The 13,325-nt window shown below is 45.1% G+C and carries 12 protein-coding genes; 6 read left to right on the plus strand and 6 right to left on the minus strand.

Features of this window, described 5'->3' with window-relative positions; translation table 11 throughout:
- The first annotated feature begins 370 nt into the window (after nt 1-370).
- The 4 genes from R7Z47_RS15715 to rlmM are packed head-to-tail and all read left to right on the plus strand — an operon-like array spanning nt 371 to nt 3,371.
- Nucleotides 371-1,291, plus strand: a complete 921-nt coding sequence (locus R7Z47_RS15715) for a transcriptional regulator GcvA (protein ID WP_005383616.1) — start codon at nt 371-373, stop codon at nt 1,289-1,291.
- Nucleotides 1,272-1,895 carry an alpha/beta fold hydrolase gene (locus R7Z47_RS15720; protein WP_213866982.1) on the plus strand — a complete coding sequence of 208 codons (624 nt, stop codon included), beginning with the start codon at nt 1,272-1,274 and terminating at the stop codon, nt 1,893-1,895. Before R7Z47_RS15715 ends, R7Z47_RS15720 begins: the two co-directional genes overlap by 20 nt.
- Complete coding sequence (locus R7Z47_RS15725; protein ID WP_042521214.1) at nt 1,885-2,283, plus strand: DUF423 domain-containing protein; 399 nt, start codon at nt 1,885-1,887, stop codon at nt 2,281-2,283. The genes R7Z47_RS15720 and R7Z47_RS15725 overlap by 11 nt, the downstream gene beginning before the upstream one ends.
- Nucleotides 2,280-3,371 carry a 23S rRNA (cytidine(2498)-2'-O)-methyltransferase RlmM gene (gene rlmM / locus R7Z47_RS15730; protein ID WP_213866981.1) on the plus strand — a complete coding sequence of 364 codons (1,092 nt, stop codon included), beginning with the start codon at nt 2,280-2,282 and terminating at the stop codon, nt 3,369-3,371. Before R7Z47_RS15725 ends, rlmM begins: the two co-directional genes overlap by 4 nt.
- A gap of 108 nt (nt 3,372-3,479) precedes the next feature.
- Here the strand turns inward: rlmM and xni are convergent, their stop codons facing one another.
- The 5 genes from xni to queF form a co-directional block, all read right to left on the minus strand.
- On the minus strand, nt 3,480-4,262 hold the full coding sequence (gene xni, locus R7Z47_RS15735) for a flap endonuclease Xni (protein WP_005381982.1): 783 nt from the start codon (nt 4,260-4,262) through the stop codon (nt 3,480-3,482).
- A gap of 58 nt (nt 4,263-4,320) precedes the next feature.
- Nucleotides 4,321-5,697 (minus strand): nucleotide 5'-monophosphate nucleosidase PpnN, encoded by a 1,377-nt coding sequence (gene ppnN, locus R7Z47_RS15740; protein WP_005383611.1) that lies wholly within the window; start codon nt 5,695-5,697, stop codon nt 4,321-4,323.
- Nucleotides 5,698-5,988: 291 nt separating this feature from the next.
- On the minus strand, nt 5,989-7,554 hold the full coding sequence (locus R7Z47_RS15745) for a sensor domain-containing diguanylate cyclase (protein WP_213866979.1): 1,566 nt from the start codon (nt 7,552-7,554) through the stop codon (nt 5,989-5,991).
- Nucleotides 7,555-7,652: 98 nt separating this feature from the next.
- Entirely contained in the window at nt 7,653-9,935 is a 2,283-nt protein-coding gene (locus tag R7Z47_RS15750; RefSeq protein WP_017635678.1) for a tetratricopeptide repeat protein, read from the minus strand.
- 164 nt (nt 9,936-10,099) lie between these two features.
- The gene (gene queF, locus R7Z47_RS15755) at nt 10,100-10,945 is read right to left on the minus strand and encodes an NADPH-dependent 7-cyano-7-deazaguanine reductase QueF (protein WP_213866978.1); all 846 of its coding nucleotides are present in this window, start codon (nt 10,943-10,945) and stop codon (nt 10,100-10,102) included.
- A gap of 108 nt (nt 10,946-11,053) precedes the next feature.
- On the opposite strand from queF, the gene syd reads away from it, so the two are divergent.
- A complete protein-coding gene (gene syd, locus R7Z47_RS15760) occupies nt 11,054-11,599 on the plus strand; it encodes a SecY-interacting protein (protein WP_025768899.1) in 546 nt (181 codons plus the stop codon).
- Between the two features lie 2 nt (nt 11,600-11,601).
- Complete coding sequence (locus R7Z47_RS15765; RefSeq protein ID WP_005383605.1) at nt 11,602-12,378, plus strand: Zn-ribbon-containing protein; 777 nt, start codon at nt 11,602-11,604, stop codon at nt 12,376-12,378.
- 111 nt (nt 12,379-12,489) lie between these two features.
- On the opposite strand, the gene R7Z47_RS15770 is transcribed toward R7Z47_RS15765, so the two are convergent.
- Nucleotides 12,490-13,299 (minus strand): MetQ/NlpA family lipoprotein, encoded by an 810-nt coding sequence (locus R7Z47_RS15770; RefSeq protein ID WP_005381966.1) that lies wholly within the window; start codon nt 13,297-13,299, stop codon nt 12,490-12,492.
- Nucleotides 13,300-13,325: the final 26 nt, after the last annotated feature.

Here is a 13,325-nt window from a genome sequence, read left to right on the forward strand (position 1 = left end):
GATAATTAATCCGAAAGAAGAGTAATAAAGTGATATTGCTGCCAGATATGCGGATGAGATTTTTGATAGATAAAAAAACACCGCCTAATTTAGGCGGTGTAACAAATTTGACAGACAGGTCAAAAATAAATACAGGAAGTATATGTTTTGTCACAGGGAGTGTGGACAAAACATTATGGTAGAAATCTACCTAACTCGAAATACGAGTTTGCAAACACAACATCGCAACAACGAAGCCAATTGATTTCCAAAGAAATCAAGCCGTTCAGGCCCGTGTTGCGGGGTGAAATATAGAATTTATCTGGCTGTTCGACAACGGACATTTTATAATGTTTCAGATTAAAAAAACTAATCCTATTAGAGGTCCCATATGTCCCGCAGATTGCCTCCATTAAATTCGCTTCGAGTCTTCGAAGCGGCTGCTCGTCATCTCAGTTTTACACGAGCAGCAGAAGAGTTATTTGTTACTCAAGCCGCGGTCAGTCACCAGATTAAAGCGCTTGAAGAGTTCTTATCATTGAAGCTCTTCCGTCGACGTAATCGTTCTTTGTTGTTAACAGAAGAAGGCCAAAGTTACTTTCTCGATATCAAAGATATTTTCACCTCGATTGCGGAAGCGACAGATAAGGTGTTGGAACGTAGCGAAAAAGGGGCATTGACGATTAGCCTACCGCCGAGTTTTGCTATCCAATGGCTTGTACCTCGCTTGGCCGATTTTAATGCTCAAGAGCCCGATATCGATGTACGTATTAAAGCCGTAGATATGGATGAAGGCTCACTGACTGATGATGTTGATGTGGCGATCTACTATGGCCGTGGGAACTGGCCAGGTTTGCGAGCAGATAAATTGTACCAAGAGTTTTTGATCCCACTTTGTTCACCTTCATTACTTTTGGGTAACAAACCATTAGAATCTTTAAGTGACCTCAAATTACATACTTTGTTACACGATACTTCGCGTAAAGACTGGAAGCAGTTTGCTCGTCATTACAACATTGAAGGCATCAACGTAAACCACGGTCCTATTTTTAGTCACTCAACGATGGTGCTACAGGCTGCTGCGCACGGTCAGGGGGTCGCGCTCGGTAACAACGTACTCGCCAAACCTGAAATGGAAGCCGGACGACTCATTGCACCATTCGACGAGGTGTTGATATCTAAGAATGCATTCTATGTGGTGTGTCATGAACAGCAGGCAGATATGGGCCGAATCGCAACGTTTAGAGACTGGATGTTAGCAACCGCGAGAAAAGAACAAGAGGAAGTATTGGATGAATCACTGGATAGCTGAGGGACCTGAAAACGGACCGCTGTTTATTTTTGCTCACGGCGCAGGTGCGGGGATGGAGCATGACTTCATGACAGCTGTCGCCAAAGGATTAGTGGAGCAAGGTATTCGTGTAGTGCGTTTTAATTTCCCTTACATGGTGAAACGTTCGCAAGATGGCAAAAAGCGTCCGCCCGATCGCGCGCCAAAGTTGCTCGAAGCATACAGCGAAGTGATCGCTCACTTTACTTCTTCTCCCGTGGTTATTGGTGGTAAGTCAATGGGCGGTCGTATGTCGAGCTTGTTGGCTGAAAATGAGCTGGTGGCGGGCATTGCCTGTTTAGGGTTTCCATTTCACCCGCCGGGAAAGCCAGAGAAATACAAAGGCGAGCACTTAGCAACCATTGAGAAACCTACGCTGATTCTGCAAGGGGAACGAGACACCTTTGGTAAGCGTGAGGAATTCGATGATTTCGTCCTTTCGTCACAAGTAACGGTGAGCTTTTTACCTGATGGTGACCACAGCTTCAAACCGCGCAAGATCTCAGGTCATACTGAAGTGGGTAACATTGCACTCGCGATAGAGCAGTTAGCGGCGTTTATAAAAGAGGTGTACAGTGAAAAGTAAGTGGTTACTCTCATTCTCTGCTCTGTCTGGGCTGATTTCGGTCGCTCTTGGAGCATTTGCTGCTCATGGGCTAAAAGCGACACTGGCCCCTTATTTGCTCGGTGTATTTGAGACCGGAGTTCTGTATCAATTTATTCATACGTTGGCGATTGTGTTTTGTGCCATTCTGCTTCTGCTCAATTTGGGACAAAAAGCACAAAAGTATTTTTTCATTGCGGCGATTTGCTTTATTATCGGCATCTTTTGTTTTAGCGGCAGTCTTTACGCGCTGGCGCTGACGGGCATTAAGTGGTTTGGGCCAATTACTCCTGTGGGAGGATTACTGTTCATGATTGGTTGGTGTCTGTTCTTTTTTGCTGCGTTCAATATCAAAGAGGTCTCCAAGTGAAACAACTAATGCTCTATTGCCGTTCTGGCTTTGAGAAAGAGTGTGCTGGTGAAATTCAGGACAAAGCGACACAGTTGGAAGTGTATGGCTTCCCTCGTGTGAAGAGAAACTCAGGTTATGTTGTCTTCGAGAGTTACCAAGATGGAGATGCCGACAAACTTGCGAGAGGTTTAGACTTTAAGTCTTTAATTTTTGCTCGACAAATGTTTGCGGTAGCAGCTGAGTTTCAATCGTTGCCAAGTGATGACCGAATTAGTCCAATTTTGAATGAACTAGCAGACATCGAAGCATTCCCTCGTTGTGGTGATTTGAGAATTGAAACGCCAGATACAAATGAAGCGAAAGAGCTACTGAAATTCTGCCGTAAGTTTACCGTCCCAATGCGTCAAGCGTTGCGCGGCAAAGGCTTAATGCTGAACAAAGATAACGCGAAAAAACCAGTACTGCACATTTGCTTTGTTGAGCCTGGCCACTGTTACGTTGGTTACTCTTACACTGACAACAACTCACAGTTCTTCATGGGTATCCCTCGCCTTAAATTCCCAGCAGACGCTCCAAGTCGTTCAACACTTAAACTGGAAGAAGCATTTCATGTCTTTATTCCACGTGAAGAGTGGGATGAGCGTTTAGCACCAGGTATGTGGGGTGTGGATTTAGGTGCATGTCCAGGCGGTTGGACGTACCAATTAGTGAAGCGCTCAATGTTCGTTCACTGCGTTGATAACGGCATGATGGCAGACAGTTTGATGGAAACTGGCCAGATCAAACACCATATGGTGGATGGCTTTAAGTTCGAACCAGACCGCAAGAACGTAACATGGATTGTTTGTGACATGGTGGAAAAGCCAGCTCGTGTTGCTCACCTGATGGGACAGTGGCTGTTAAAAGGTTGGGCAAAAGAGGCTATCTTTAACCTTAAGCTGCCAATGAAAGGGCGTTATGACGAAGTGCTGCAAGACCTTGAAAATCTGAAGCAGTTCCTCATTGATAATAAGGTAAAGTTCAAGCTACAAGCTAAACATTTGTATCATGATCGTGAAGAAATCACGATTCATATCCAATGTCTGTCGAATATTTCACCTTACTAACTTTATTCCCTGAGTCTTTTGGGGATAGTGATTAGAATAGAAAAAGCGCCTTCAAATGGCGCTTTTTTAATATCTGAGGGTTTCATGGTGTGAAACTACCATCGGGCACTACTCCGCTTTGTTTGGCCCTAAAAAGCGAATATCTTGCAAGTTAAAGCCTAGTTCTATATCGCACTTTAAAGCGGCGACGCGTTTACATAAACGAGCAGACTCAATGTGCTCATCCAATTTTTTACGGTATTTCGGTACGAGATCTTCACTAGCGTAGGCAGCTTCAATACTCTCAAACTGAGTGAGAATCTCTTTCGCTGCTTTCGGGCCAATTCCAGGTACGCCCGGAACCTGGCTAGAGCTTATCCCTGTCAATCCCCAGTAATCCGCTAGTTGACTTGGTTTTACGCCGAACTCTTTTTCGATAAATGGTTCATCTAACCAACGATGTTGGAAATAATCACGGATTTGTAGGGTAGGGGAAAGTAGCTGGCAGTAACCTTTGTCAGTCGAAACGATGGTGACTTTTTCACCATGGCTGGCCACTTTCGTTGCGAGTGTAGCAACCAAATCATCTGCTTCATCGCCTTCAGACAGCAAGGAATCAATACCTTGCTCCCACCACGCTTGTTGAATCGCATCTAACCCTTGCAGTAGTGGCAGAGGCATTGGTTTTCGGTTTTGCTTATAGTCAGGGAGAATTTCAGCACGCCAACCTCTGTCTTGTTCGTGGTGATCAAAAACCGCGATGATGTGTGTCGGGTTGGCCTCTGACAGAATGCGAGTGAGGGTTCTTTGCGTTGTGGTTATGGTTCTTGCTATGTCGGTTGGATCTGGTTGTGCTGAGTGCACTCGGCGGATCAGGTTTAGGGCATCAATGATAACAAGATGAATAGACATAATGACTTAGCAATAAAAAAGGGGCGTAATGCCCCTAGTGTAACGAATGCTAGCCTGACTATCGACCACCAATTTCCGGGTGAGCGATTCGATAACACGGTTCGTAGTCTGAACCGCCAGGTAATTTCATTCGGTGCTGTTCGACAAAGTCTTTTAGCAACTTATCGAGTTTTTTCATGAGGACTGCGTCGCCATGAATGGTGAAAGGCCCTCTACGTTCTATTTCTCGAATGCCTTCAGCCTTTACGTTACCTGCCACTATGCCAGAGAAGGCTTGACGCAAGTTGGCCGCTAAAACTTGCGGTTCTTGATCTAGGCTTAAATCCAATTGTTCCATCGACTCATGAGTAGGCTCGAATGGCAGTTGGAAGTTTGGCTCAATTTTCAATGACCAGTTAAAGCTGTACGCATCGCCTTTCTCTTTTCGGTGAAGGCGTACCGAGTCCATGGAGCGTTTCATAATACGAGCGACTTCTGCCGGGTCATCAATGATGATCTCGTAGTGCTTTTGCCCTTCCTCACCAAGTGTGTCGCGAATGAACTCATCAATAGAGCGGAAGTACTCTTCACTTTCTTTTGGTCCTGTTAATACGATAGGCATTGGCTGATCGGCGTTATCCGGGTGCATCATGATGCCAAGAATGTACAGTAGCTCTTCCGCTGTGCCTGGGCCTCCTGGGAAAATAACGATACCATGAGCCATACGGACGAAAGCTTCCAAGCGCTTTTCGATGTCGGGCATGATGACCAGTTCATTTACTATTGGGTTTGGTGGCTCGGCCGCAATAATCGAGGGTTCGGTTAAACCAAGATAACGTTGCTGAGTATAACGTTGCTTTGCGTGCCCAATCGCTGCACCTTTCATCGGCCCTTCCATTGCGCCAGGGCCGCAACCTGTACAGATGTTAAGTTCACGCAGGCCCAGTTCGTTACCCACTTCACGTGTGTACTGATACTCCACTCCATTGATAGAGTGACCACCCCAACATACGACAAGATTCGGTGCGATACCTGGAGTTAATGCTCTTGCATTACGAAGAATGCCGAATACGAGGTTCGTAATGTGAATTGGGTTAGTAAGGTTGAGCCGTTGGGCGTCTGCCAAATGCATGTTTACGTAAACGATATCACGCAATACGGAGAACAGATGCTCTTGGATACCTTTAATTATTTCGCCGTCAACAAAAGCGTGCTCTGGCGGATTAGTCAGCTCAAGCTTAATACCACGCTCACGACGCACGACGTTGACATCAAACGATTGGTATTTATCGAGCAGTTCTTTCGAGTTATCGGTATGGCTACCGGAGTTCAACACCGCTAATGTGCAATTACGGTACAGCTGATAAAGTTCACTCGAGGCTGTGTTCTTTAAGCGCTCTACTTCTAGTTGAGATAGCAAGTCCATGCTACCAGCGGGGCTTATATGGGTAATCATAACGCCTCCTTGTGTTGCATTAATTTGAGGGAAAGTACCAACTTACCTTTTTGGTGTTATACGTATGGTTTGATGAAAGGTAGTTGGCCGATTTGGTTTTATGGTTATCAACTCCCAAGCAACCTCAAGATGATACATTTGCCTTTTATAAATACATCATCTTGAAGTGACTTGGGTTTTTACAGCTTAGCAGACTAAAAGGGAAGAAATGTGATAACTCGTTGAAAATGGGTGGTTATAAAGCGAAGATTGCACCAAATTTGGTTTGTTTGCTCGCTTTTTGTACGAATCTTAGCTCCAGTTAAGCTGGTTTGTTCCACGTTTTTTAGCGTCCGCAAGCATCTTGCCAAGACGATCGAGCACATACTCTGGCGTATCGGACTCTTTGAAAGACGTCGATACAGCAGCTAAGGTAATCATGATATTTTGCTCACGGAACTTAAAGGGTAATTGGCTAATATCACGCTGGATATGCTTAATAAGATCCAGTGTGTATTCTTCAGATTGTTCCGGGACGAGTAGAATGAACTCCTCGCCACCAAAGCGAGCTACTGTTTCCGTTTCTGATACGCGCTTATTAATAGTACGAGCGATGATCTTCAGCGCTTTATCGCCAGCCGTATAACCATAGCTATCATTCACCGCTTTGAAGTTGTCTACATCAAACAGCACAACACGAAGGTTTTGTTGAGAGCGAATCCAACGGCGATACTCTAGCTCTAGTCGATCGTTAAATGCAGTGCGGTTATAAACTTTAGTCAGCGGGTCGAGCAACATGCGCTGAGCTTGGTCATCTAAGCGTCGACGATAATCTTGCGTAGTTTCAAATACCGCTTCGAGTTGGTTCTTACTGTAACTTAACCGTTCTTGCAGCGCTTGCTCTCGCTCTTCCGTCATTTTCAGTCGCTCTGTCAGCGACGCCATTTTTTCGAGAAGAGGCGTGATTTCTTTTTTCACAACCGCGATATCTTGAGCTTGATTAAGTGACTTTTGGCTTAATTCAACCAAGCTGTTCATTTCTGTGTTGAGCTCTTGGCGGTGTTCAAAGTAGGTATGATGCTGGTCGACGTTCTGATGAACGGTTTTTAGGTTACTTGCGAGAGAAGTGTTCAGATGCTCAAGGAATTGGCTAGACGCCTCGCGCTCGAACTTTGTTGCTTCGACAACCAATTTCAGCGTTGAGAGAGTAAGCTCAATGAGAGACTCGGCACTCACGCCAAGGAGCAACTTAGCACGAATATCCAGCAATCTATCGCCTGATTCTCCCTCGAAATCCAGCTCTGTAATAGTATGTTGGAGGTCGCTGGCTAAGCACTCAAGCTGAGATCTGTCGGGATTGTTTTCAAATTCACTAAGATGTAGACGTGAATTAGACGTGATGATTTTCAGAGCGCGTTCGTAAATACTCAGTAGCTTAGTGGCTTGATCAGCTTTATTGCTGGCGTGAACTTCAGAGAAACTCATCAGGTTCCGTAGTTCACGTTTTAACTGCGCAGGTAAGCCCGTGACACGTTGCAGTGTTTCACCACTGTGCTTGATTTGTTCGTCAAGGTAACCGTTCTGTTTATCCATCGTCTTCGACTGCTGTTTGAGCATCCTCTCTAATACCGCTAAACGCGGGATAAGAGTGCTGATATCTTTTTGATGTTGCAGCTCTTGTTGGATTTCAAATAGGTAGTTGGATACCTGAGTATTCGAACCCTGGCAAGCTGAAGACAATGATGCCACAACGCGTTTAAGAACTTGTTGTTCACGTTTGAATTTGAGTGAAGTATCACGATGAGTCAGTCTGAGTTGGTCAAGTTGACAACTCAGCTGATGCAGCTGCGACTGAATATCGGATTCCAAGATTCCCATGAAGTGACTACGGTTAAGTCCATGTACTACTGACAATTATCTGATAATAACAAAAAACTTTATAGCGTCATTAGTTATTACGTTCAACAGGCGTTTAATTATCCATTTTTTAATATTTTCTTGATGTCGTCCTCATTCTTGTAGGACGAATGGATCTTGATCAGGCCTTGGCTAATGGCATGTTGACAGGCAGTTCTTATGTTACCTGTTGCAAAGCTAGCAGCAGGCGCATTATCGATGGCTTTTAAGAACACCCAGTGGCTTTGCTTATCCTTCAAGCTGACTTCTCGTGCGATGTGAGTCGCAAGCAACAACAGATCGAGTAATTCCTCATCGTTAATTGCAGTGTAGGCTCGGGGTAAGAACGGATAATCACTGATGCCCATACGAATAATACGATTGACGTTGTGCTGCTGTGCGAACTCATCCACCCAAGTCTGGAATTTTTCGAACATGACTTCGGCAGAAGCATCACGGTCAGCGTTCGGTTCTATGTAGAGTAAGTTCGCATCTGAGAAATGGTAAAGACGCGACGGTTTTTCTATTTTTTCCGCAAGGAAGTCGCCAAATGCCCGTTCTAGTTCTAGACCTGCCTTATAGCCGTTATGGACGTACATGCTTCGTAAGAATGGCAAATCGATCATAACAAAGCGTAGGCGATCATTAAGTGGTTCGTGGATCAATTCACCCATTTGCCATTGCTCGAAAGTTTCGCTCGACTTTTTCAATGAGCGAGAAAGCTTAACATTCAGCATACGCAAGTTACGTAAACGAGAGCGAGAGTGGGTGAAGAGGTCGTTACGCAGTTTTTCGATTTCACTTGCTTGGCGCTGCATAATGACACCACGGCGCATAATGAACAAAAACATGACCAAGACAGTAATAAACAATGCAAATGAGATTTTCTGGAATTTACGATGCTCTCTTTCCACTTGCTCTAAGCGTTCTGATTGACCGATGTAATGGATGGTTTGTTCGGCAAATTCTTTTTGCTGACGGAACGCATCCTCACTGATTTGGTTAAGCTGCTTTTGTTCTAGACGAACGAGGTTGGTGTATTTTTTATAAGCTTGCAGAGAAAGTTTGTATTCGCCTGCCTGCTCGTAACCCAACCCAAGTAAACGGTATGACTGCTGCTTAATGAAGTTGTTATTTTCAGGTGACTTTTCAGCAAGCGCTAACGCCAGCTTTGCATTAGTAATGACGTCTTTACTGTCATTTTGATGATAAGCCAGACCTGACTGAAGCAGGGCAGCCTTTGCTTCAAGCTTAGGAATATTGGTGTATTCTAAAAGCTCTTTAGAGCGGTCTAAGTACTGCTCTGCTAGCGCGTAGTTATAGAGTTGTAGGTAGGTAGCCGCCAAGCTTAAGCGAATTTTAATGATTCTATTGATGTTCTTACTGGTACTTTCATGGTCAAGAACGTTGAAGTAATGCACTAACGCAAGGTTAAACTTACCCTGATAAAAGTAGATGTCGCCCATTTGCTCTAGGACGTCCGCTAGGATCGGAGAGCTAGGGTAGGAGTCATAAAAATCTGCGGCTTGGGATAAGTATTCGATCGCTTTGTCGTACACTCGTCGCTCCTGGAAGAGCCTAGCCAAAAGGCGATTCACTTTTGCTAATCTTGCACCACTGTTACTTTCAATAGATTGCCAATAACCGTATAGCAGTTCTGACAAAGCCAAATTGTACTTCTTGCTATTGAGGTAAAACTCGCCGACGGCAGTGTAGTAGTCGATCAAGGCTAACTCAGAGCGGCTATCGTCAAGCATGGTCTTTGCTTCAGAGTACAAGTTTTCCGCTTTAATGATATCGCCACTATGTGAAGCGAGGAGTGCTCTTTGCATCACTAGTCGGTAGCGAACGCTGTCGGTGCGTTGTAATACGGCATCGGCTTCATCGAGCTGTTGTTCAATTTGGTTAAGCGTGTCTTCCGCTTTTGAGTAGTTTTCGTCGTACATCCAAATCATTTGGTTGCGCATCAGCTGGAGATCTAAGTCCATGTACGGCAATTGATATTCTTGCGCTAAGCGTTCCGCTTTATTTAGGTGCTCGATAGCCGAACGAACATTACCCATGGCGTAATCTGCCTGAGCGATAATCTTGTGCGCTTCGATGGTGCTGCTTGGTGTGCGAACGCTACGATCTGTTTCGTCGCGAGACATGGCTGAAGGGCTGTCACTTTCTTTGCGTTCTGTTAGCTCACGCTGTGACAAATAGTTGGTTGCCGCTTGTTTTGCTTGTGATGGCTCTATTTCCGCCAATTGTTGTGCTTCGTTGAGTAACGCGGACGATAAAATGGTTGCATGAAGTGGCTGTACAAACAGCAAGCAAAGAAAGCCAATCAATTTGAATAGACGCGAACTGTCCCAAAACATCCTTTCGTTCCCTCGAACTGTTTTTAGATATGGCGATAACGGCGAAAAGCCTCAATTAGCCGTTTAAATGCGGGTTGAAGCCATTTGATATAGTAACATGCTTGGACAATAAAAACGTCCGGCAACCCTTTAGATTGCCGAACTTATTTCTGTTGCCTATGCGCTTACTGACGAGCCATACGGTGATTGTGAGCTGGCTTATCTTGTTCCGTTGAGCGGTAAGGGTTGATATCCAAGCCACCACGACGCGTATAGCGGGCAAATACGGTCAGTTTGCTTGGTTGGCAGTATTTCATTAGATCCGTAAAAATACGCTCTACACACTGTTCGTGGAACTCATTGTGCTCGCGGAAAGACACTAAGTAACGTAACAGCTTCTCACGATCTATTTTTGCGCCTTGGTAGCGAATTTCTACACTGCCCCAGTCGGGTTGGTTAGTGATCAAACAGTTTGATTTCAATAGGTGGCTATGTAGCACCTCTTCAACTTGTACTTCACCTGCTGCACCTTCAAGCAAATCGGCATCGAAATCGTAACTGGTGATGTTAATGTCTTGGTCATCAATACATTCACCGTCCATTGTTACGATAGGTTGATTGGTATAGTGGGTCACTGGATTCACCTCAACCAGCACCTTTTCACCTGCGCATTCAGAAAGGTCTTGTGTTAAACGCTCAGTCACTTCTTCCCAGCTTGCAAAGCGGGTTTGGTTATAGCTGTTTAAGTACAGTTTGAAAGACTTCGATTCAATCAAGTTTGCGCTGGTGGCTGGAATGTATACTTCGCCAACGGCCACTTGTGGTAAACCTTTACTATTTAACCAAGACAGTTCGTACAGCGTCCAAATGTCGTGCCCCATGAAAGGCAGAGTATCGCCTAACTGGAGGTCATCTCGGTTCAGGCTGCGGGGGACTGGTTGCAGCAAGATTGGGTCATACTGGTTCGCATACTCGGTCGTTTTACCTAGTGTTAGGCCAGCAAGCTCTTTAGCGTCAGAATATTTGCTCATACTTTGTGGTCGTTTTCGATTAGAATGGCGAGAATTTTACTGAATCCGCTGGTCAATTGCCATCCGGCAAGTACGGCTATCTGATAAATAAGGAATGAGGAGACCTTCATGACCCCAAACGTTACTCAGGCGCTACAAGAGTTCAGCCTGCGCTACCAACAAGCTTGGCAAGCTAAGCACAATGAGTTGCCAAGCAGTGAAGAGCTTGCAGAGCTTGTTTCTCCTTGTGTCGAAGAGAAGCGTGATGGAAAGGTGCTTTGGAAAGCGGTCGCACGTGATGAAATGGCCGATTTCACCAATGTGGAAAATGCGATTGAGTTGTCACTGCAAGATGATGTTAAAGCCTTTTATGGTTCTCAATACTGCGCTGATATGGAGGCAACTTGGCAAGGTAATTCGTTGACGCTGCTGCAAGTCTGGAGCGATGACGATTTCGTGCGTCTACAAGAAAATATTCTTGGTCATTTGGTGACGCAGCGCCGCTTGAAACTTAAACCAACAGTATTTATCGCAGCGACAGATGAGGAAATGGATGTGATTTCTATTTGTAACCTCACTGGCAATGTGATTCTAGAGCGTTTGGGCACCTCTAAACGTGATGTATTGGCAGATTCATTGGTTGAGTTCTTGAATAAGTTAGAGGCTGCCGTCTAAGTATGTATGTTGTTGAGTTGCAGTTTGAGTGTTTTGATAACACCACCGTCAGCGCGGTAGACAAAGCCATTAATGGCTTGATGGATGCTCTGCGTTACAACGGCCAAGTATTAGGTCGTGAATTTCCGATAGTGATGGGAGAAGGTGAATTTTTCGTTCGTGTTGTTTGCCCAGAACAAGACAGCTTGCATCCACGTTATCACTCAGATTTCGTCAAAGTGTGCATGAACCGTTTGTCGGATGCGTCTTTGCTTGCTCCGAAAATGCGTATGCTGGGGCGTGATTTGAATTCAGAACAAGCAGCCGAAGAAGAGACACCTAGCTGGCAAGTGTTGTACACGACTTATGTTCATACGTGTTCGCCTTTGCGAAGTGGTGAAACCCTGTTGCCAATTCCTTTGTATCGTAATGAGCCAACACTTAATGGAGACCATAAAGCCGTCATTAAGTGGCAGACTGAGTGGCAAGCGTGTGATGAAATCCAAATGGCAGGGGGTTGCCGAGCGGAACATGCGGCGCTGCACGAAATTTGCGATGTGGATAGTGTGCTGTTTCGCCGAGGTTGGGACTTACGTGGCCGTATCGAATACATCACGAAGATCCCTACGTACTATTACCAGTATCGTGTCGGTGGTCAGTCGCTGGAGAGCGAGAAAGCGCGCAAGTGTCCAAAATGCGATGGCGAGTGGCTACTTGATGAGCCACTACATGACATATTTCATTTTAAGTGTGATGACTGCCGAATCGTGTCGAATATCTCTTGGGACCATCTTAAGTAGCGAATTGAAGCTACTTAAATGGGTAGATAGACAAATAGAAAGGGCTGATGTTTTCACATCAGCCCTTTTGTGTTTAGAGCGTTGTTTTCAGTCATGTTTTGAAAAGTGGGATTACCAACCTTTCACAACACCGCCTTTGAACAGTTCTTTTGCCGCTTCGTAAACTTCTTCCGTTTGGTAAGCTTTTACGAAGTTTTGTACGTTTTGAGCATTAACATTTTCTTCGCGAGCGACAATTAGGTTTACGTATGGTGAGTCTTTATCTTCAACGAACACGCCGTCACGCTCTGGCGATAGGTCGATAGAGCTTGCGTAAGTGGTGTTGATGATAGATAGCGTTACGTCATCCAGTGAACGTGGAAGCTGTGGGGCTTCTAGTTCAATGATTTCGATATTTTTAGGGTTGCCTACGATGTCACGTACTGTAGCGAGTAGACCAACGCCATCACGTAGCGTAATCAAACCTTGTTGCTCAAGAAGCAGTAGTGAGCGACCTAGGTTAGTTGGGTCGTTTGGTACTGCGATGCGTGCGCCATCTTGAATTTCATCAATTGATTTTACTTGCTTTGAGTAACCAGCAATAGGGTAAACGAATGAGTTACCCGCGATAGCCAGTTTGTAGCCGCGGTCTTTCACTTGTTGATCTAGGTATGGTTTGTGTTGGAACGCATTCGCGTCTACTGAACCATCATCCAGAGCGGCGTTTGGTGTTACGTAATCGGTAAATGTTACTAGCTCAACGTCTAGGTTGTATTTCTCTTTTGCTACTTTAGCGGCAACTTCGGCTACTTGTGCTTCTGCACCAGCAATAACGCCAACTTTTACTTTGTTTACGTCTACTTCTTTGTCGCCGCAACCCGCTAGAGCAAGAGCAGAGGCGGCCGTTGCTACAGTCAAAAGACCTTTAAGGCTAAATTTCATCTTTATCTCCTTATAATTTGTATTTT

It is taken from the genome of Vibrio sp. 1641 (assembly GCF_033339995.1).
GTDB lineage: Bacteria > Pseudomonadota > Gammaproteobacteria > Enterobacterales > Vibrionaceae > Vibrio > Vibrio alginolyticus.